Source organism: Microbispora bryophytorum, assembly GCF_006874465.1.
In the GTDB taxonomy this organism is placed as follows: domain Bacteria; phylum Actinomycetota; class Actinomycetes; order Streptosporangiales; family Streptosporangiaceae; genus Microbispora; species Microbispora bryophytorum.
Genome location: NZ_VIRL01000010.1, coordinates 90,983 through 109,236, shown reverse-complemented (window position 1 = coordinate 109,236; position 18,254 = coordinate 90,983). Strand labels below are relative to the sequence as shown.

At 71.4% G+C, this 18,254-nt stretch carries 20 protein-coding genes, 1 tRNA gene and 1 pseudogene; 9 read left to right on the top strand and 13 right to left on the bottom strand.

The features are described from left to right. Nucleotides 1-51 precede the first annotated feature (51 nt). Nucleotides 52-384 (bottom strand): annotated as a pseudogene (locus FLX07_RS19325) (DUF6461 domain-containing protein); the annotation flags it as partial. 158 nt (nt 385-542) lie between these two features. Here FLX07_RS19325 and FLX07_RS19320 point away from each other — a divergent pair. Continuing rightward, nucleotides 543-1,025, top strand: a complete 483-nt coding sequence (locus FLX07_RS19320) for an HIT family protein (RefSeq protein ID WP_142572215.1) — start codon at nt 543-545, stop codon at nt 1,023-1,025. A 1,360-nt stretch (nt 1,026-2,385) separates the two neighbouring features. Here the strand turns inward: FLX07_RS19320 and FLX07_RS19310 are convergent. Then, nucleotides 2,386-2,459 (bottom strand) — tRNA-Arg (locus FLX07_RS19310). Nucleotides 2,460-2,756: 297 nt separating this feature from the next. On the opposite strand from FLX07_RS19310, the gene FLX07_RS19305 reads away from it, so the two are divergent. The 7 genes from FLX07_RS19305 (at nt 2,757) to FLX07_RS19280 (ending at nt 7,968) form a co-directional block, all read left to right on the top strand. Next, the gene (locus FLX07_RS19305) at nt 2,757-3,575 is read left to right on the top strand and encodes a phosphotransferase (RefSeq protein WP_142572214.1); all 819 of its coding nucleotides are present in this window, start codon (nt 2,757-2,759) and stop codon (nt 3,573-3,575) included. 41 nt (nt 3,576-3,616) lie between these two features. Beyond that, nucleotides 3,617-4,573, top strand: coding sequence for a cobalamin biosynthesis protein (locus tag FLX07_RS19300; RefSeq protein ID WP_142572323.1), 957 nt, complete (start codon nt 3,617-3,619; stop codon nt 4,571-4,573). Continuing rightward, nucleotides 4,570-4,740: a hypothetical protein gene (locus FLX07_RS36525; RefSeq protein WP_167748304.1), complete on the top strand. Its 171-nt coding sequence runs from the start codon at nt 4,570-4,572 to the stop codon at nt 4,738-4,740. Before FLX07_RS19300 ends, FLX07_RS36525 begins: the two co-directional genes overlap by 4 nt. A 10-nt stretch (nt 4,741-4,750) precedes the next feature. Then, nucleotides 4,751-5,134 carry a thiol-disulfide oxidoreductase DCC family protein gene (locus FLX07_RS19295; protein WP_167748303.1) on the top strand — a complete coding sequence of 128 codons (384 nt, stop codon included), beginning with the start codon at nt 4,751-4,753 and terminating at the stop codon, nt 5,132-5,134. A 92-nt stretch (nt 5,135-5,226) separates the two neighbouring features. Continuing rightward, nucleotides 5,227-6,135, top strand: coding sequence for an ABC transporter ATP-binding protein (locus FLX07_RS19290; RefSeq protein ID WP_142572212.1), 909 nt, complete (start codon nt 5,227-5,229; stop codon nt 6,133-6,135). Continuing rightward, nucleotides 6,116-6,916 (top strand): ABC transporter permease subunit, encoded by an 801-nt coding sequence (locus FLX07_RS19285; RefSeq protein ID WP_142572211.1) that lies wholly within the window; start codon nt 6,116-6,118, stop codon nt 6,914-6,916. Before FLX07_RS19290 ends, FLX07_RS19285 begins: the two co-directional genes overlap by 20 nt. After that, a complete protein-coding gene (locus tag FLX07_RS19280) occupies nt 6,916-7,968 on the top strand; it encodes a PucR family transcriptional regulator (protein WP_142572210.1) in 1,053 nt (350 codons plus the stop codon). Before FLX07_RS19285 ends, FLX07_RS19280 begins: the two co-directional genes overlap by 1 nt. A gap of 108 nt (nt 7,969-8,076) precedes the next feature. Here the strand turns inward: FLX07_RS19280 and FLX07_RS19275 are convergent, their stop codons facing one another. The 8 genes from FLX07_RS19275 to FLX07_RS19240 form a co-directional block, all read right to left on the bottom strand. Beyond that, the gene (locus FLX07_RS19275; protein WP_142572209.1) at nt 8,077-9,039 is read right to left on the bottom strand and encodes a quinone oxidoreductase family protein; all 963 of its coding nucleotides are present in this window, start codon (nt 9,037-9,039) and stop codon (nt 8,077-8,079) included. A 190-nt stretch (nt 9,040-9,229) separates the two neighbouring features. Beyond that, the gene (locus tag FLX07_RS19270; protein WP_208762279.1) at nt 9,230-10,264 is read right to left on the bottom strand and encodes a zinc-binding alcohol dehydrogenase family protein; all 1,035 of its coding nucleotides are present in this window, start codon (nt 10,262-10,264) and stop codon (nt 9,230-9,232) included. A gap of 129 nt (nt 10,265-10,393) precedes the next feature. Next, entirely contained in the window at nt 10,394-10,756 is a 363-nt protein-coding gene (locus FLX07_RS19265; RefSeq protein WP_142572208.1) for a winged helix-turn-helix transcriptional regulator, read from the bottom strand. 24 nt (nt 10,757-10,780) lie between these two features. Continuing rightward, the gene (locus tag FLX07_RS19260; RefSeq protein ID WP_142572207.1) at nt 10,781-11,506 is read right to left on the bottom strand and encodes an HAD family hydrolase; all 726 of its coding nucleotides are present in this window, start codon (nt 11,504-11,506) and stop codon (nt 10,781-10,783) included. Then, nucleotides 11,496-12,590: an ABC transporter ATP-binding protein gene (locus FLX07_RS19255; RefSeq protein WP_142572206.1), complete on the bottom strand. Its 1,095-nt coding sequence runs from the start codon at nt 12,588-12,590 to the stop codon at nt 11,496-11,498. The genes FLX07_RS19260 and FLX07_RS19255 overlap by 11 nt, the downstream gene beginning before the upstream one ends. Further along, nucleotides 12,587-13,474, bottom strand: a complete 888-nt coding sequence (locus FLX07_RS19250; RefSeq protein ID WP_142572205.1) for an ABC transporter permease — start codon at nt 13,472-13,474, stop codon at nt 12,587-12,589. Before FLX07_RS19250 ends, FLX07_RS19255 begins: the two co-directional genes overlap by 4 nt. Beyond that, nucleotides 13,462-14,298 (bottom strand): ABC transporter permease, encoded by an 837-nt coding sequence (locus tag FLX07_RS19245; RefSeq protein WP_229689729.1) that lies wholly within the window; start codon nt 14,296-14,298, stop codon nt 13,462-13,464. The genes FLX07_RS19250 and FLX07_RS19245 overlap by 13 nt, the downstream gene beginning before the upstream one ends. Before the next feature lie 4 nt (nt 14,299-14,302). Further along, entirely contained in the window at nt 14,303-15,454 is a 1,152-nt protein-coding gene (locus FLX07_RS19240; RefSeq protein ID WP_223854083.1) for an ABC transporter substrate-binding protein, read from the bottom strand. Nucleotides 15,455-15,566: 112 nt separating this feature from the next. Here FLX07_RS19240 and FLX07_RS19235 point away from each other — a divergent pair, with 112 nt between their 5' ends. After that, the gene (locus FLX07_RS19235) at nt 15,567-16,304 is read left to right on the top strand and encodes a GntR family transcriptional regulator (protein ID WP_142572202.1); all 738 of its coding nucleotides are present in this window, start codon (nt 15,567-15,569) and stop codon (nt 16,302-16,304) included. A 138-nt stretch (nt 16,305-16,442) separates the two neighbouring features. Here the strand turns inward: FLX07_RS19235 and FLX07_RS19230 are convergent, their stop codons facing one another. The 3 genes from FLX07_RS19230 to FLX07_RS38475 are packed head-to-tail and all read right to left on the bottom strand — an operon-like array spanning nt 16,443 to nt 18,147. After that, nucleotides 16,443-17,351, bottom strand: a complete 909-nt coding sequence (locus FLX07_RS19230; protein ID WP_229689730.1) for a 5-oxoprolinase subunit C family protein — start codon at nt 17,349-17,351, stop codon at nt 16,443-16,445. A gap of 56 nt (nt 17,352-17,407) precedes the next feature. After that, the gene (locus tag FLX07_RS19225; RefSeq protein WP_229689731.1) at nt 17,408-18,022 is read right to left on the bottom strand and encodes a 5-oxoprolinase subunit B family protein; all 615 of its coding nucleotides are present in this window, start codon (nt 18,020-18,022) and stop codon (nt 17,408-17,410) included. Further along, nucleotides 18,019-18,147: a hypothetical protein gene (locus FLX07_RS38475; RefSeq protein ID WP_263407692.1), complete on the bottom strand. Its 129-nt coding sequence runs from the start codon at nt 18,145-18,147 to the stop codon at nt 18,019-18,021. Before FLX07_RS38475 ends, FLX07_RS19225 begins: the two co-directional genes overlap by 4 nt. Nucleotides 18,148-18,254: the final 107 nt, after the last annotated feature.

The following is an 18,254-nucleotide window of genomic DNA, read 5'->3' as shown; positions in this document are numbered from 1 at the left end:
CGAATGCCTCTCCAGTCGAATCTTCCGTCACCCGAGTCGCACACACCGATGTCACGCTAGCTCGGGAAATGTGCCTTGAGGGCTTTCGTAGTAGCGGGCGATGGAGGCGCGGTGAGGTAAACCACCGGGCTGGAAGTGGCGAGGTTCCAATCGGACGCCGGTGCGTCGTTCAGCGAGTGCCAGAGCACCCTCGATGTAGGGCGGGAACACCTCGGGGTCTGAGCCGAAGTCCCAGAGCATGCCCAGTTCTTCGAGGTCCTGCTTCAGTCGTTCAGGGTCGGTGCTGTCGCTCCAGTGGGCGTACATCGGAACCAGGCGCTCGACGATGTGGCCGTCTACGGCATGCACGAAGTGGGAGTGGTGGTTGACGTTCCTCTCCACGCTGGCAAGCGACTTATCAGCTCGATCCCCCTACCCATGACAGGGCTCCCGGCAGGATCGGCGAGGGTTGTACGGCTGGAAGTGCGTCCTGCGCACATGCCGGATCTTGCTCAAGCCAAAAGCATTCGCTGTGGATGCCGCTCACTGTCACCATGTTGACCATGGAAGATCTTGGCCGATCGGACTGCGTGTTCTGCGCGATCCTTCGCGGCGAGGCTGAAGCGAGCGTTCCCTACGCAGACGACCGCGTAATGGTAATCATGGACATAGGAGCCGTCACCCCAGGTCACCTCCTTGTCATTCCACGCGTTCACGCCGTGGGGTTGGAAGACCTTGATGAGGAGACGAGTGCGCATGTATGGACGATCGGCCATCGGATGGGCCGGGCTCTACGGCGCTCTGGTTTGCGGTGTGAGGGCGTGAACATTTTCCTGGCGGACGGGAAAGCAGCGTTTCAGGAGGTCTTCCACTTCCACCTGCATGTGTTCCCTCGCTTCGAGGGAGACAGCTTCCGGATAGACGCCAACTGGGGCACAAGGGCGCGGAGTCTGCTCGATCAGGAATCGAAGGCGGTCCGGTCCGGCTTGGCAGAGCTGGGATTGCCCACCGCAGACACGGGCACCGATCGTGATGTGCCTGCCTGACATCAGCACTCTGCTCAGCGGTCACCACCGCAGCCCGTTGGACTGGGGCTGAGGAACGAAGTCCCAGGCCTCCGATCGCCCCCTACCCCGTGGGATGGCCGGCCACAGCATGGCGATCGTCGTGCTGTATCTGTATGGCGGCGGCGCGTCTCTGCAAGACCTTATTTACAAGAATCTGCCAGACGCGATCGATCGCCCACATCGGACACTGATCTAAATCTCAGAGAAAGCAGAAAAGTATGGCCGTCTCCTTGCGCTTCAATAGCATAACGCTCAATACAGATATGGATGTGAGAGTATATCAGTTTGCGAGTGGAGTCAATGCCGTGATAGGAAGTTACGGAACAGGCAAGAGCAGCCTGTTTGAACTGATTAAGTTCGCCCTCGGTGCGCGAAGAGTGCGAATCATGCCCACTATCGCGCATCATCTAAAATTCGCGGGCTCAAGCATCGGGGCGAGAAGGACACGCGCCAGGTACCGATCCTGCCCCAACTGGTCGCCATCCTCCGCGAGCACATCGAGCGGCACGGCGTCAGTGATGACGGACGGCTGTTTCGTACGAGGACGGGCGGGCTCATCTCCGGGTCGGCCTACTCGAAGATCTGGAAGGAAGCCCGGAGCTACGCCTTCACGCCCGGGCAGGTCGCCTCGCCCCTGGCGGCCCGGCCGTACGACCTGCGCCCTGCGGCCGTCTCGCTGTGGCTCAATGCGGGAGTCCACGCGCCGGAAGCCGCAGAGCGGGCCGGTCATGGCATAGACGTGATGCTCAGGGTCTACGCCAAGTGCATCGACGGGCAACGTGAGGTGGCCAACCAGCGCATCATGGAAGCCCTCGGCGTATGAGGAAGCGGGGGCCATTGCTTGTGTTCTCTTCGGCTCGTACGCTCCGGCTCATGTCGATCACTCACCAGTACGCCTACGCCTCTCCCTCGCGCCCTTTGGATGGTGAGTGCGTCTGGTACCGCTCGAACGATGAGGCGTATGACCTCATCCGAACGGGGAGCAACGGGAAGTTTCAGTACCACGTTTTTGACGCGCGTGATGGTCAACACCTTCAAGCGTTCAGCTCATGGCAGGACGGATGGGAGTGGATCAAGGCGCACGTTGACGCGGAGTAGGACAACGCACCGTCAGGGGTCCCGGCTCAGGCTGGGACCCTTCGGCTTGCTCGGGGACCTCGGGATCGCTCCGGAAGCTGGCGGAATCCGCCTGGCGACCTGCGGAAAGTGACCAACATCATTCCGAAATGTTCCGGGAGTGGCCGCCTGGGGCTGCTTCTGGTGGCGCGCGGTCGCATGCGCGATCGCGCGTGATCCAGCAGAAGCCCAGCTCGGAGCCCAGATGGGCTGATGAGAGGAGCGCGCCCTGCAGGATTCGAACCTGCGACCGTCGGATTAGAAGTCCGATGCTCTATCCAGCTGAGCTAAGGGCGCTCGTGCCTAATTCTGCATGATCCGGGGACCGGGTACACACCCGGTTTCCCCGACATGGGCCACACCATGCCTCGCACGGGCCCCGGGCCTGGTGGTCATGCTCGTCGGAGATGCCCGGTCGGCCCCTGGCCGACGCCGTTCAGACCCCTCGTCCAGGGCGCTCCGCGAGGGCGTCCGGTGCCGCCGGCCGTGAGACGAGGTTCCGGGAGGGCGCCCGATCAGCGCGCGAGGGGGAGCGAGGGGGAACGTCGCCTGCTCGCCTGCGTCTGAGCGATCTCGCGGCTACACTGCTTCGCCATGTCCGTACGCGAGATCCCGCTCATCGGAGACGTCTCCGAGGGGGTCGTGCGGGTGGGGGCGACGGTGCGGCGGCCGATGCGTCCCACGTCACCGTCGGTCCACGCGCTGCTGCGGCACCTGGAGGCCGTGGGGTTCGACCGGGCGCCGCGGGTTCGCGGGGTCGACGAGCGGGGCAGGATGATCCTCACGTACGTCGAGGGCGTGGTGCCCGCGCATCCCCTGCCGGCGTACGCGGTGAGCGACGAGGCGCTGACCACTCTGGCCCGGCTGCTGCGGCGCTTCCACGACGCGGCGGCCTCGTTCCGGCCGCCTCCCGGCGCCGCCTGGGAGGACGGCTCGGCGCCGGAGGGCTCTCCCGAGCTCGTGGGTCACTGCGACGTCACCCCGGCCAACGTCGTCTTCCGTGAGCGGCCCGGCTCGGGACTCCTGCCGTACGCGCTGATCGACTTCGACATGGCCAGGCCGACCACGCGGCTGTTCGACGTGGTCACCACGGTGCGGCACTGGGCTCCGCTCGCCGATCCGCTCGACCGCGACCCGCTGCAGCGGTCCCTGGACGCGGCGGCCCGGGTGCGGTCGTTCTGCGATGCGTACGGCCTGCCGGCGCGGGATCGGCTCATGCTGGTGGAGACGGCGAGGATGCGGTTCGGCCGCTCCTACGCGCTCATGCGGGACCGGGCCAGGACCCTCGGCGGCGGCTGGGCGCGCATGTGGGACGGCGGCGCGGGCGGACGGATCAGGCGCGCCGCGGCCTGGCTCGACGCGAACGAGGACGCGATCCAGCGTCGTCTCCTCGGCGATGAGCCCATAGCGTGACAAATACGCACGTACGGCAGAATGCGTGCGTGACCCGGATCATGGACGGTGCCACGGTGGCAGGGCTGCTCGCCGGGGCCGCGATCGACGCCGCGGTGGGGGATCCCCGGCGGGGTCACCCCGTCGCGGTGTTCGGCAGCCGTGCCGCCGCCCTCGAAAAGCGCATATATCGTGATTCGAGGTTGGCGGGCCTGGCCTACACCATGGTCTGCGTCGGCGCGGCGACGGCGGCGGGGCTGCTCGCCGAGCGGATGACCAGGGCACGCCCGATCGCGCGGACCGCGGTCACCGCCGCCGCCACGTGGGCGGTGCTCGGCGGCACGACCCTGGGCAGGGAGGGCACGCTGATGGCCCACTCGTTGCAGGAGGGCGACCTGGCCGCCGCCCGCGCACGCCTCCCGCACCTGTGCGGGCGCGACCCGTCGGGGCTGGACGCCGCGGAGCTCGCGCGGGGCACGGTCGAGTCCATCGCGGAGAACACATCAGACGCCGTCGTCGCCCCGCTCGTGTGGGGCGCGGTCTTCGGCGTTCCCGGCTTGCTCGGCTACCGCGCGGTGAACACGCTGGACGCGATGGTGGGCCACCGGTCGCCGCGCTACGAGAGGTTCGGCTGGGCCTCGGCCCGGCTGGACGACGTGGCCAACTATGTGCCGGCCCGGCTGACGGCCCTGCTCACCGTGGGCCTCGCCGGTCTGGCGGGCGGTTCCCCGCGCCGCGCGGCGGCCGTCCTCGCGCGGGACGGTCACCGCCATCCCAGCCCCAACTCCGGCCGCTGCGAGGCGGCCTTCGCCGGCGCCCTCGGCGTACGCCTCGGCGGGGCCAACGACTACGGCGGCAGGGTGGAGCGCCGCCCGGAGCTGGGCGACGGTCCCCGCCCGGCCGTCGCCGACATCCCCAGGTCCGTACAGCTGGCGCGCGCAGTGTCGTACGCGTCGGTCGGCCTGGCCGTCGCCGCCCGGCTCGCCCTCACCCGGAACCGCCGAAGGGATCGACGATGAGTGCGCTCGTCCTGCTGCTGGTCGTCGCGGTCGTCTTCAGTCTCGCGGTCGCGGTGATCCTCATCGTCGTGCTGGCGGTGCGGGCCTCACGGCGGCCGCCACCGCCACCGCCACCGCCACCGCCACCGCCACCGCGCGACCGGAATGATCCGTCCCAGGATTGGTAGGTTCGACGGCATGGGCGGACAAAGCGGAGACAACCGGATCCTGCTGGTCTTCGACGGCGACTGCGCCTTCTGCCAGACGTGCGTGAACGCCGGGCATCGGTTCCTGCCGTACATGCCCGCCGTGCGGGCGTGGCAGGGCCTCGATCTCGGCGCGGTGGGCCTGACGCGCGAGGAGGTCGAGACGTCCGTGCGGCTGCTCGGCCCGGACGGGCTGCGTGCCCACGGCGCGCGCGCAATCGCGCTGCTCCTGGCCCTGCAGCCGAACGTGGCCTGGAGCGTGGCCGGCCGGGTGATGCTGACCCCGCCGGTGAGCGGGCTCGCCGAGGCGGGCTACCGGCTGGTCTCCCGCTACCGGCACCTGCTGCCCGGCTCCACCACCTGCCGCATGCCCTGACCGCCGCTTTGCCGAAGGTGGGAACGAACGCGACCGGCAAGTGTCCGGAAGCGGGCATACCCCGCGCCTGACGGGAGCGCCACCATTGCGGCATGACAGCAGTGGTGGAAACCGAAGGACTGACGAAGTTCTACGGTGCGAGGCGGGGCCTCGAGGACCTCACCCTCGAAATCCGGCCGGGCGAGGTCTTCGGCTATCTCGGCCCCAACGGCGCCGGCAAGACGACGACGATCCGGCTGCTCCTCGACGTGATCCGGCCGACGTCCGGCCGGGCGACCGTCCTCGGCGCCGGCACCCGCGATCCGCGCGTGCGCGCCCGGATCGGCTACCTCCCGGGCGAGCTGGCCCTGGAGGGCAGGGAGCGGGCCCGTAATTACCTGCAGTTCCTCGCCGACGTGCGCGGCGGGGTGAGCCGCGGCAGGATCGACGAGCTGGCCGAGCGGCTCGACGCCGACCTGTCGGTCAGGATGGGCGAGCTGTCCAAGGGCAACAAGCAGAAGGTCGGGCTCATCCAGGCGTTCATGCACGAGCCCGAGCTGCTCATCCTGGACGAGCCGACGAGCGGGCTCGACCCGCTGGTGCAGCAGGAGTTCCTGGCCATGGTCCGGGAGGCGCGCACGGCCGGCCACACGATCCTCATGTCGTCGCACGTGCTCGCCGAGGTGGAGCACGTGGCCGACCGGGTGGGCATCGTGCGCGCGGGGCGCCTCGTCGCGGTCGAGGACATCGCCGCGCTGCGCGAGCGGGCCGTACGGCACGTGGAGCTCCACTTCGACGCGCCGGTCCCCAGAGAGTCGTTCGACGGGCTCCCGGGCGTACGGGACGTGGTCGTCCAAGGGACGAGCCTGCGCTGCACCATCGACGGCAGGCCCGATGCGCTGATCAAGGCCGCGGCCCGTTACACGGTGGTCCACATGGTCAGCGCGGAGCCGGACCTGGAGGAGATCTTCCTGACCTACTACAGCGAGGAGGAGGGCCGTCATGCCCACGCTGGTGCGTAAGAGCCTCGGAGAGTACCGCCGCGCCCTCATCGGGTGGACGGTCGGGCTGTGCGCGTTCCTCGGGATGTACATCTCGATCTACGCGAGCATGATGAACGACCCCGAGACGTTCAGCAAGCAGGCCATCGCCAAGTATCCGGGCGCGTTCAAGGACCTGATGGGCGGCATGTCCGACATCGCGACCGGACGCGGCTACCTGCAGGCGGTCGCCTACCAGCTCCTCGGCCCGCTGCTGTTCACCATGTGCGCCGCGATCCTCGGCAACCGGGCCATCGCCGGCCCGGAGGAGGCCAAGACGCTGGAGCTCACGCTGACGCTGCCGATCGACCGCAGGCGGCTGCTCCTGGAGCGCTGGGCCGCGCTGGCGCTCGGCCTGCTCGCCGTGGCGCTGGTGACGCTGGCCGTCGCCACGGGGGCGTCGTCCGCCGCCCACATGGAGGTGCCGTTCGGCGGCATCCTCGCCGCGCACACCGGGCTGTTCCTGCTCGTGCTGTTCTTCGGGACGCTGACACTGTGCGTGGGCGCGGCCTTCGGGCGCAAGCAGGTCGCGCTCGCCGTGGTCGGCGTCTGGGGCGTGGCCGGGTACATCGTGGAGACCATGGGCAGGAGCATCGACGCGATCTCCTGGCTGCGCTGGCTCTCGCCCGTCCACTACTACCTCGACGGCAGGCCGCTCTATCAGGGCTGGCCGTACGGTGACTACCTTGTCCTGCTGGGTGCGACGGCCGTCCTGCTCATGACGGCGCTGCTCGCCTTCGAACGGCGTGACGTAGGAGTCTGATGGACAGCGTTCTCGCTCGCGTGAGCGAGGCGACCGGGGTGCCCGCCGACTTACTCGGCGGGTTCCTGTCGGTTCTGGCCGCGTCGGCCGCCACCGGCAGGCTGCCCGGCCGCGCCGACATCGACGGCCTGCGTGAGTGCGGCGCCCTCGCCGCCGAACGCGGCATCCCGCTGCGGGTGCTGGCCGACGCCTGCCTGCACGCCGCCGAGATCACCGCCGGTGGGGCCTTCGGCGCCGTGCGCCGCGGCATGGCCGCCTACATCGAGGGATACGAGGACGCCCAGCGGGCCGCCCTCCGGCAGGAGGAGGAGGCCCGCCGCCTGTTCGTCGACGACCTGTTGCAGGGCAGGGCGGACGCCGAGCGGGCCGAGCACTTCGGCCTGCGGCTCGCCGGGGCGTACGTCGTGACCGTGGTCAGGCCCGGCACCCCGGTGACGGCGGGCGACCCGCTGGTCAAGGGGATCGAGCAGGCGCTGGTGGCGAGGTTCGGCTCGCACAACATCCTGGTCGCCGTCCGCGACGGCCTGCTGGTGTGCGTGTCGCCGGGCGCGCTGACCGCCGCGAGCGGCGAGTTCACCCACCACGTACGCTCCGCGCTCACGGACTGGCGGGCAGGGGTGGGCCGCCCCCACCGGGGCCCCGGCGGCATCGTCACCTCCTACCGGGAGGCGGCGGGCGCCATCGACCTCGGCGAGCGGCTGGGCCTGCGGGCGCAGGTGCTGAAGGCGGCCGACCTGCTGGTCTTCCCGGTGCTGCTGCGGGACAGGGAGGCGATCGTGGACCTCGTCTCCACCGTGCTCGGGCCGCTGACCTCCGCCCGCGGCGGGCCAGAGGCGCTGCTGGAGACGCTGGAGGCCGTCTTCGCCTCCCAGGGCAACCACACGGCGGCGGCGCGCAGGCTCGGCGTCAGCACCCGGGCGATCACCTACCGGCTGGAACGGATCAGGAGGCTGACCGGCTTCTCGCCGAGCGACTCCACCCAGCGGTTCACGCTGGAGACGGCCGTGCTCGGGGCCCGCCTCCTGGAGTGGCCGGCCCACCCTCTGGTCTGATCGAGGCACCCCCCCGCCACTGTCAACGTATAGGCGGCGGGGGGACTTGCGGCACGACCCGGTGACGACGTCTGGCCGACATGGCCGACATTGCCGCCGAGCGGACGTTCAGGGCGTGAGCAGCAGCTTGCCGGTCGTCCGCCTGCCCTCCAGGTCGTCGTGGGCGCGCCGGGCCTCGGCCAGCGGGTAGCGCTGGGAGACGTGCACCTTGACCGCGCCGGAGGCGACCCAGCCGAGCAGGTCGTCCGCCCGTGACAGCAGTTCCTCGCGGGTGGCCGTGTAGTGCCCGAGCGTGGGCCGGGTCAGGAACAGCGACCCGCCCGCGTTGAGCCGCTGCGGGTCGAACGGCGGGACGGGCCCGCTGGCCGCGCCGTACAGCGCCATCATGCCGCGCGGTCGCAGCGACGCGAGCGACCCGTCGAACGTGGCGGCGCCGACCCCGTCGTAGACGACGTGCACTCCGGCTCCGTCGGTGATCTCCTTGACGGCGTCGGTGAAGCCCTCGTAGCCGACGACCTCGTCGGCGCCCGCCTGCCGGGCGAGCTTCTCCTTCTCGGCGCTGGAGACCGTGCCGATCACGCGGGCGCCGCGGAGCTTGGCCATCTGGACGAGCAGCAGGCCCATGCCGCCGGCCGCCGCGTGCACGAGCACGTCGTCACCCGACCGGATCGCGTACGTGGAGTGGGTCAGGTAGTGGGCGGTCAGCCCCTGGAGCATCACCGCCGCCGCCAGATCCGGCGACAGCCCGTCGGGCAGCCGGATCGCCTTGTCCGCCGGGATCACGGCCTTGGTCGCGTACGCGCCGACCGCACTGGCGGAGGCGACCCGGTCTCCGGGCACCACGTCGGTCACGCCGGGCCCGACCGCCGTGACGGTCCCCGCCGTCTCCGAACCCGGGATCAGCGGGAGCGGCAGCGGGTAGCGGCCCTCGCGGTGGTAGACGTCGATGAAGTTGACGCCCGTCGCCGCGACCTCGACCAGCACCTCGCCGGGGCCGGGCTCGGGGTCGGGCCGCTCGGCGTACTCCAGCACCGAGGAATCACCGTAAGCGGGGATGACGATGGCGTGCATGCGCGGCTCCTGTTGTCTTCGGCTCGGTTCCTGTGGTGCCAACCGGCCGGGCCGTACCCGTTGTTCCCCGGCCCCGTTGTTCCCCGGCCCCGTTGTTCACCGGGCCAGTGTGGTGGGCCAGTGCGGCGGGCCCGTACGGCGGGGGCCCGGCGCGGCGGGCCCGTACGGCGGGGGCCCGGCGCGGCGGGCCTCAGAAGCCCGTCAGGGTGAGCTTGCCGATGGCGGTGCCCGATTCGAGGATCCGGTGGGCCTCACGCAGGTTGGCGGCGTTGACCGGGCCGAGGTCGCGGGTGGCGGTGGTGGTGAGGACCCCGGCGTCCACGAGCCGCGCGACCCGGTCGAGGATGCGGTGCTGGTTCACCTGGTGCGGAGTCCGGAACAGCGAGTGGGTGTACATGAGCTCCCAGTGGAACGAGATGCTCTTCGGCTTGAGCACGCCGATGTCGAGGGAGTCGTGGTCGTCGATGGCGACGATCTGGCCGAAGGGGACGAGCGCCTCGGCGTAGGCCGCGAGGTTGCGGTCGGTGCCGATCGTGCTGAAGACGTAGTCCACGCCGCCGGGCGCGACCTCGGCCAGTTGCTTCGCCAGCGGTCCCCGGTGGTCCACGACGTGGTGGACGCCCATCCGGCGGGCGAACTCCACCGTCTCGGGGCGGGAGGCCGTGCCGATCACGGTGAGCCCGGTCAGGGCGCGGGCGAGCTGCACGGCGATGGAGCCGACGCCGCCCGCGGCCGCGGTCACCAGCAGCGTCCCGGTCTGGCCGAGCGCGTCGCCGCGCAGGCCCAGCCGCTCGAACAGGCCCTCCCAGGCCGTGAGGGAGGTCAGCGGCAGCGCGGCGGCCTCGGTGAAGGACAACGTGGCGGGCTTGTGGCCGACGATGCGCTCGTCCACCACGTGGAAGCGGGAGTTCGCGCCGGGCCGGTCGAGCGCACCGGCGTAGTAGACCTCGTCGCCGACCGCGAACAGCTCGACCTCGTCGCCCACGGCGACCACGGTGCCGGCGGCGTCCCAGCCGAGCACCTTGGGTTCGCCGCCCGGATCGCTGTTGCGCCGGACCTTGTAGTCCACCGGGTTCACGGCGACGGCCTCCACCTGGACCAGCAGGTCGCGAGGGCCGGGCTCGGGCACCGGCAGCTCAACGTCCAGCAGGCTTTCCGGGTCGTCGATGGGAAGGCTGCGCCGGAAGGCGACGGCGGGCATGGTCCCGTTCTGGTTCTCGATCATGTCTGTCCCTGTGCTTAAGGATTTCGTGCCGTTCGTACGGTTCGGCGGCATGACCTGCACGGTACCCACCCACGCCTGGTTACCCGCAAGGAGGGCGAGTACCTCTCGGGAACCATCGAGGTGAGAGGGTCAGCCCTGGTCGGGGAAGCGTGCGATGTTGCGCTCCACCCACGTCCGCAGGTGGGCGAGCGGGACGTTGGCGTCCCGGCCGAGCGGGGTGAGGCTGTACTCCACCCGCAGCGGCACCTCGGGGTACACGTCGCGGTGGACGAGACCGTGGTCCTCCAGGCGGCGCAGGGTCTGGGTGAGCATCTTGGGGCTGACGCCCTGGAGGCGGGCGCGCAGCGCGCCGAAACGCTGCGGTCCTTCCTCCAGAGCGCCCAGGGCCAGCGCGCTCCACTTGTTGGCCAGCAGGTCGAGCATGTTGCGGCACGGGCAGGCGGCCGAGTAGACGTCCTTCGGGTCCTCGCAAACGGTGCTCTCGATGTGCATGCTGCGACGATATCCATAAGGAACTTAGGTCCGAGGAGTGACCGGACCGGGATCGGAGACAAGCCGGCGCAGCAGCGGCAGGTCGACGCTCTCCAGCGTCGGCACCGCCGTCACGCCGCCGACCGTCACACCCGCGGCTGTCACACCGCCCGCTGTCACACCCGCGGCCGTCACGCCGCCGGCAGCGCCGGAGGGGCCGACCACGATGACGGCGCACCCGGCGGACCGGGCCGAGGCGACGCCCGTCGGGCTGTCCTCGATCGCCACGCACGCGGCCGGGTCGACACCGAGCCGCGCGGCGGCGGCCAGGTACGGATCGGGCGCGGGCTTGTTCCTGGCGCTGTCCCCGGCGGCCACCGACAGGCGGAAGCGGTGCCCGCCGACGGTCTCGAGCACCAGGTCCACGACCGGCCGGGGGGACGCGCTGACCAGCCCCGCCGGGATCCCGGCCGCGCGCAGGGCCTCCAGCAGCGCGACCGCGCCCGGAAGCATGGTCACCCCGTTCTTCAGCCGGCGGGTGAACGCGTCCGTCAGCAGGGACTCCACGGCCCCCGCCCCCGGACCTCCGGAGATGTGCAGGGCGGCGTCCTCGACCGACAGGCCGAACAGCGCCTCCCGGTCGGCCTCCCCGAGAGGGGAGCCCAGTCCGCCGGCGACCTCCACGCAGGCGTCCCACCACAGGTCCTCGGTGTCCACCAGCGTGCCGTCCATGTCGAACAGGACCGCCGCCGGGCTCTCCCTAGACGACATCGGGTTCCGGGATCGCCGCCGCGACCGCGGTCTCCGGACGGGCCGCCACGAGCACCGGCCGTTCGACCAGCCCGACCCGTACGGCGGTGCCGGGCGCGAAGCGCGCCGAGTCGTGCCCGGGGACGTCGGCCAGCACCTCGGTGCCGTCGTCCAGGCGGACCCGAAGACGCGCGGTGGAGCCGCGGAACGACGACACCATGACGATCCCGTCGCCCTCGCCGCCGGACGCGTCGACCGGCGTGACCAGCACGGCCTCGGGCCGTACGAGCACGTCCACCCGCGCGGAGTCCGGGGACGGGCCCTCCACCGGCAGCCTCTGCCCGAGGACCGTGACCCGGTCGCCCGACACCAGGCCGGGCAGGTGGTTCATCGCGCCGACGAACTCGGCGACGAACGGGGTCGCCGGCCGGTCGTACAGGGTGGCGGGGTCGGCGACCTGCTCCAGGCGGCCGTCGCGCAGCACGGCGACCCTGTCTGCCATCGACAGCGCCTCCTCCTGGTCGTGCGTCACGAAGATCGTCGTGATGCCGAGGGAGAGCTGCAGGCGGCGGATCTCCTCGCGCAGCGTGACCCGCACCTTGGCGTCGAGCGCCGACAGCGGCTCGTCCAGCAGCAGCACCCTGGGCTCCAGGGCGAGCGCGCGGGCCAGCGCCACGCGCTGCTGCTGACCGCCGGACAGCTGGTGGGGGTAGCGGTCGCCGACCGAGGGCAGGCCGACGAGCTCCAGCAGCTCCTGCGCGCGGGCGTGCCGCCTGGCGGCGGGCGCCTTGCGCACCCGCATGCCGAAGCCCACGTTGTCCCGCGCGTTGAGGTTGGGGAAGAGGCTGTAGGACTGGAAGACCATGCCGGCGTCGCGCCGGTTGGCCGGCACGCGCGTGATGTCGGAGCCGTCCACCAGGACCTCGCCCTCGTCGGGCTGCTCGAAGCCGGCCAGGCAGCGCAGCGCGGTGGTCTTGCCGCATCCCGACGGGCCGAGCAGCGCGATCAGCTCGCCGGGCTCCACCGTGAGGTCGAGCCCGTCCAGCGCGACCGTGCTGCCGAACCGCCGCCGCAGGCCGCGGAACTCGACCCGGGCGCCGTTCATGATCCACTCCTTTGTCTCGCGCCGGCCGACGACAGGGCGAGCAGCAGCAGCCAGGTGATCAGCAGGCTGAACACCGAGACGGCCACCGACACCTGCGCCTGTGAGCCGGAGATCCGGTAGATCCAGTTGGGGAAGGTCTCGAAGCTGAGCAGCCGGGCGATCGTGAACTCCCCGAGCACCAGCGCCAGCGTGAGGAACGACGCGCTCGCCATCGCCGACCGCATGTTGGGGATGATCACCCGCAGCAGCACGTGGGGCCACGAGGCCCCGAGGTTCCTGGCCGCCTCCGACAGCGTGCGCACGTCGATCGCGCCCAGGCCCGCGTCGAGCGAGCGGTAGGCGAACGGCAGCGCGAGCACGACGTAGGCGAGCACGAGCACCACGGGGAAGTCCGGGTTCTGCACCGCGATCATCGTCTGGTAGAGGGGCGTGGTCGCCAGGTAGTCGGGCCCCCACCGCAGCACGGTGCTGATCCCGGCCACGAACGTGATCGGGGGAACGACCAGCGGCAGCGTGCAGACCACCTCAAGCACCGGCCGCAGCCGCGGCGCGCCGAGCCGTACGGCCACCACGGCGGGCAGCGTCAGCAGCAGCACCAGCACGATCGTGGCGACGCCGAGCCCGAGCGACAGCAGGAGGCTGCCGCCGAAGCCCTCGGCCGAGAAGATCTGGCCGTACGCGTCGAGTGAGAAGCCCTGGCCCGGCGCCTTCACCGTGAAGACGAACGACGCGATCAGCGGGACGAGGAAGTAGACGGCGGCGAGCAGGAGGACCGCCCCGCGCCACACCCGGGGACGCCGCGGCCGGCCGGGCCGGGAGGGTGCGGGGGCCGGGGCGGCGCCGGGCGCCGTCCCGGGAGTCACCTGTGGGGTCAGCGAAGCCATCGGGCGCTCCTTCGCTGCAGCGGGAGGTAGACGGCCATGACCAGGCCCGCGACCACGATCATGTCGAGGCTGAGGGCCAGCGCGACGTTCTCGTGGCCGATCAGGACGTTGCCGGTGAGCGCGTCAGCGATCTTCAGCGTGACCAGCGGGACGGTGGACCCGACCATGGCCTGCGCCGTCGCGTACGCCGAGAACGCGCCGCCGAACAGCAGCACGACCCCGCCGAGCAGCGCCGGGGTCAGCACCGGAATCCCGACATACCGCCAGAACTGCCAGGTGCTCGCGCCGTTGTTCTGCGCGGCCTCACGCCACTGCGGGCGCAGCCCGTCGAGCGCGGGCACGACGGTGAGGACCTGAAGGGGGATGGAGAAGTACAGGTAGACCAGGGTGAGACCCCAGAAGTTGTACAGGCTCCACCCGTGCTGGCCGAGGCCGAGCGTGGTGGTGACGACGCCCGAGTTGCCGAGCGTGGCGATCCAGGCGAAGGCCAGCGGAACGCCGCCGAAGTTGGCCAGCACGCCGGAGGCGGTCAGCACCGCCTCGCGCAGCGCGCGGAACCGGGAGGTCACCACGGCCTGGGCGAGGAAGGTGCCGAGCACCCCGCCCAGCACCGCCACGAGCGCCGAGATCTTGACGCTCCCGAGCAGGGCGGTCAGGTACGCGCCCTGGAGCGACTCGGTGAGGTTGGCGGTGCTGAGCGTGCCCTCCTTGGTGAACGTGCCACCGAGGAGGACCAGCATCGGCACACCGAAGACGATGACGACGAAGACCAGCAGCGGAACGGCCGCCCACCGGCTCTTCGATCGCGTACGGCTGTCGCGCACGATCTCAGCCCGAGACCGCCGCGCCCCACCCGCTCGCCAGGACCTCCTTGGCCTTGTTGACCTGGTCCGGAGTGGGGAACGTGGGGGTGCCCTCGACCTTGGGGAGCTGGGCGACCATGGCGGCGTCCGCGCTGCCGTCCTCCTGCATGGAGGGCAGCAGCACCGGGCGGGCGTAGCCCTTCAGCCACAGGTTCTGGCCCTCGGCGCTGTAGAGGAACTCCTGCCAGAGGCGGGCGGCGGCGGGGTGCGGCGCCCACTTGTTGATCGCCTGGGCGTAGAAGTTGGCGTACTGGCCGTCGGCGGGGATGGCGATCTTCCAGTCCACGCCCTTGGAGGAGAACTCCTTGGCGTAGCTGGCCTGCAGGTAGTCCCAGTCGAGGGTGATCGGGGTCTCGCCCTTCTCCACCGTGGCGGGGGTGGCCTCGACCGGGTTGAAGTTGCCGTTCTCCTTGAGCTTCTTGAAGAAGTCGATGCCGGGCTGGATGTCGTCGAACGAGCCCTGGTTGGCGAGCGAGGCGGCGTAGACGCCGGCGAAGGCGGCGCCGGCCTTGGTCGGGTCGCCGTTCAGCGCGACCATGCCCTTGTATTCGGGCTTGAGCAGGTCGGCGAACGTCTCGGGGCAGGTCTTGACCCGCTTGGCGTCGCAGCCGATGGAGATGTAGCCGCCGTAGTCGTAGTACCAGGCGCCGCCGGTCTCCTTCTGGCCGTCGGGGATCTTGTCCCAGCTCTGCACCTTGTAGGGCGCGAACAGGCCCTCCTGGGCGCCGCTGAGCGCGAAGGCGCTGCCGAGGTCGAGCACGTCGGGGGCGCGGTCCTGGCCCTTGAGGGTCTTGACCGCGTTGATCTCGTCCTGGCTGGAGCCGTCGGGGTTGTCGCTGGTGATCTTGATGCCGTACTTGGCCTCGAACGCCTTGATGACCTCGCCGTAGTTGGCCCAATCCGGCGGCAGCGCGATGGTGTTGAGCTTCCCTTCCTTCTTGGCGGCCTCCACCAGCTTGTCCAGCCCGCCGAAGTCCTGGGCGGAGGTCGCGGAGGCGGCCTTGGAATCACCCGCCCCCGAGCCGCCGCCGGCGGTCGTGGGGGCGGCGCCGCATGCCGCGATCACTGAGGTGGTTATCGTGAGCGCGGCCACGAGGCCGGCGGTACGTGTGGACAACGGTCCCTCCCACTGTGGTGCGTGGATCGAACTTAGGCGAACTTGTACAAACAAGCCAGAGCTAGTAAGTCGCATATCGATGTCGGTCGCGTGAACGGAAGGGCTCAGCACGATGGCGCGCTACGAACAGATTGCGAGTGACCTGCGGGACGCCATCGTCAGGGGCGGCTATCCGATAGGCGCTCAGCTCCCCTCCGAGGCTGAGCTGGCCTTACGCTATTCGGCGGCGCGCGGGACCGTTCGCCAGGCCGTCGCTCTGCTCGCCGCCGAGGGGCTGGTGGGGTCCCGGCAGGGCGCGCGGCGCATCGTGCTCGGCAGCGAGCGCAGCCAGAGCTTCGCCGAGTTGCACAGCTTCGCCCAGTGGGCCCGCTCGATGGGCTACCGCGCCAGCGGTACCGTGCTGTCCTCCCAGCGCCGTCCGTGCTCGCCCTCCGAGGCCGTACGGCTGTCGCTGGAGCCGGGGGAGGAGGTGCTCGACGTGCTGCGGCTGCGGCGGCTCGACGGCGAACCGGTGCTGGTCGAGCGCACCGTCTACGCCGGGTGGATCGCCCCCGCCGTCGAGCGGCTCGACCCCGGCTGCGAGTCGGTGACCCAGGAGCTCTACGAGTCCGTCGGCCTGGTCTTCGCCTACGGCGAGCACCTGATCGACGCGGTGGCGGCCGGCAGCGAGGACGCCCGGCTGCTCGGCGTGCGACGGGGCAGCCCCCTGCTGCGCCAGCGCCGCGTCACCACCACGCAGGAGGGCCGGCCCGTCGAGTCCTCCGACGACCGCTACCGCGCAGGGAGCGTGACCTTCAGCATCCGCAACTCCACCGCCGCCAACCCCCTCGTCCGCCGCGCCGGCGACTGACCCCGGCGTCCGCGGCGTTCGCGTCGCACCGGCTCGGCGGGGATCGGGCGCGTCGGCAGCACGAGGGGGCCGGCCGCCCGCCCGCCGGCCCGCCCGACCGCGGGCATGGCCCGACCGCCGGCACGCCCGGCCGGTCGGTCAGCTGCCGGTGAATCGATGGTCGCCGGCCATCCGGAAACGGATGCGTTGACCGGGGCGGGCCTGCGCCGCCCGGTCGATGTGATGGTCACGCACCACCGCGATGACGGGATATCCGCCGGTCACGGGGTGATCGGCGAGGAAGAGCGTCGGCTGTCCCGACGGCGGCACCTGCAGCGCGCCGGGGACCATGCCCTCGCTCGGCAGCTCCCCGTCGCGCGCGCGTTCGAGGCGCGGCCCGCGCAGCCGCATGCCGACCCGGTCGCTCTGCGCGGTGACCTCGTACGGCTCCGCGCACAGGGCCGCCAGCGCCCCCGGCGTGAACCAGTCGTGGCGTGGTCCCGGCAGGACGTCCAGCATGAGGACGCCGGACTCCGGCTCGGGCGCCGGCGCGAGATCGGCCACGGGAAACTCCGCCGGCGCCGGCCCGACCGGGAGCACCGATCCGGGCGCCGGACGCTCCGGGCCGAGCCCCGAGAGCAGATCGGTGGCCCGTGACCCCAGCACCTCGGGCACGTCGATCCCGCCGCGGACCGCCAGATAGGTCCGCAGCCCGCGGGGCGGCACGCCGAGCCGCAGCGTCGCCCCGTCGGGCAGGCGCTCGACCGACGCGTGCCCGATGCCGCGCGTGCGCCCCTCGGGGCAGGTGACGGTGGCGGGACACGGCGCGCCGGTGAGCGTGACGAGCAGGTCGCCGGTGGCGCGCACCTTCAGCCCGCCCAGGGTGACCTCCAGGCAGGCGGCGTTCTCGGGATTGGCCAGCAGGCGGTTGGCCAGCCGCAGCGCGCCCCGGTCGGCGGCGCCGGAGCGTCCGACGCCGAGGTGGCCGTGCCGGCGCCGCCCGAGGTCCTGCACCGTGGTGAGGGGGCCGGGGGCCAGCACCACCAGCGCCCGCCGAGACCCGCGCACCGTCGCTCCTCGCACCGTCGCCCCGCTCACCGTCGTCCCGTTCGCCGTCGCCCCGCTCACAGCGCCTCCGCGAAGCGCACCCGGACCCCCGGGCGCAGCAGGGCGGGCGGGTCGGCCGCGGTGTCCCACACCACGGTCCCGGTGCGCCCGATCAGCTGCCAGCCGCCCGGCGACTCGCGCGGGTAGACCCCGCTGAACTCCCCGGCGAGCCCCACGGCGCCGGGGGGCACGCGTACGCGCGACTCCGGCCGCCGCGGTACGGCGAGCCGGGAGTCGCCGCCGATCAGATAGCCGAAGCCGGGGGCGAACCCGCAGAAGGCGACCGTCCACGGCGTCCCGGTGTGCGCCGCCACGACCTCGCGTTCGGTGAGCCCGGTCAGCCGGGCCACATCGGCGAGGTCGTCGCCGTCGTACTCCACCGGGATCACCACCTCCTCGCTCGTCGCGTGGCGCCCTCCGGCCGGCCGTACGGCCAGGACGGCGGACTCCACCTCGGCGTGGCGCGCCGGCGGCTCGAACCGGACGAGCAGCGTCCGCGCCGCGGGGACGATGTCGACGACTCCCCGCGGGGGGCCGGCCACGAGGGCGTCGTAGAGGGCGACCACCTCCTCGAGCCGGTCGAGCTCGACCAGGACCGCGTGCTCGCCACAGCGGTGCAGCCGCGCGTTCACGCCCTCTCCTCCACGAAAGGCGCCAGGCCGATGCGGGGCACGGGCGGGCCGCAATCGCGGGCCCGCACGGCCGCGACCACCGCGGCGGCCGATGAGGCCGTCTGGGTGCCGGAGGGTCGGTTCACGCGAGGCTCCTTCGCTCACCTCCCCTGGAATCCAGAGGATCGTTCGACGATTCATCGATTCTCTTGCACGCATCGCCACGCTGCTGATCGACGGCGCACGGCCGGCA

Bases quoted from the DNA above. Each gene is read 5' to 3' on its own strand.
- FLX07_RS19320 (WP_142572215.1), top strand. From the start codon at position 543: ATGGAAGATCTTGGCCGATCGGACTGCGTGTTCTGCGCGATCCTTCGC.
- FLX07_RS19285 (WP_142572211.1), top strand. From the start codon at position 6,116: ATGCCCACGCTGGTGCGTAAGAGCCTCGGAGAGTACCGCCGCGCCCTC.
- FLX07_RS19235 (WP_142572202.1), top strand. From the start codon at position 15,567: ATGGCGCGCTACGAACAGATTGCGAGTGACCTGCGGGACGCCATCGTC.
- FLX07_RS19280 (WP_142572210.1), top strand. From the start codon at position 6,916: ATGGACAGCGTTCTCGCTCGCGTGAGCGAGGCGACCGGGGTGCCCGCC.
- FLX07_RS19295 (WP_167748303.1), top strand. From the start codon at position 4,751: ATGGGCGGACAAAGCGGAGACAACCGGATCCTGCTGGTCTTCGACGGC.
- FLX07_RS19275 (WP_142572209.1), bottom strand. From the start codon at position 9,039: ATGCACGCCATCGTCATCCCCGCTTACGGTGATTCCTCGGTGCTGGAG.
- FLX07_RS19300 (WP_142572323.1), top strand. From the start codon at position 3,617: ATGGACGGTGCCACGGTGGCAGGGCTGCTCGCCGGGGCCGCGATCGAC.
- FLX07_RS19270 (WP_208762279.1), bottom strand. From the start codon at position 10,264: ATGATCGAGAACCAGAACGGGACCATGCCCGCCGTCGCCTTCCGGCGC.
- FLX07_RS19250 (WP_142572205.1), bottom strand. From the start codon at position 13,474: ATGGCTTCGCTGACCCCACAGGTGACTCCCGGGACGGCGCCCGGCGCC.
- FLX07_RS36525 (WP_167748304.1), top strand. From the start codon at position 4,570: ATGAGTGCGCTCGTCCTGCTGCTGGTCGTCGCGGTCGTCTTCAGTCTC.
- FLX07_RS19290 (WP_142572212.1), top strand. From the start codon at position 5,227: ATGACAGCAGTGGTGGAAACCGAAGGACTGACGAAGTTCTACGGTGCG.
- FLX07_RS19255 (WP_142572206.1), bottom strand. From the start codon at position 12,590: ATGAACGGCGCCCGGGTCGAGTTCCGCGGCCTGCGGCGGCGGTTCGGC.
- FLX07_RS19265 (WP_142572208.1), bottom strand. From the start codon at position 10,756: ATGCACATCGAGAGCACCGTTTGCGAGGACCCGAAGGACGTCTACTCG.
- FLX07_RS19305 (WP_142572214.1), top strand. From the start codon at position 2,757: ATGTCCGTACGCGAGATCCCGCTCATCGGAGACGTCTCCGAGGGGGTC.
- FLX07_RS19260 (WP_142572207.1), bottom strand. From the start codon at position 11,506: ATGTCGTCTAGGGAGAGCCCGGCGGCGGTCCTGTTCGACATGGACGGC.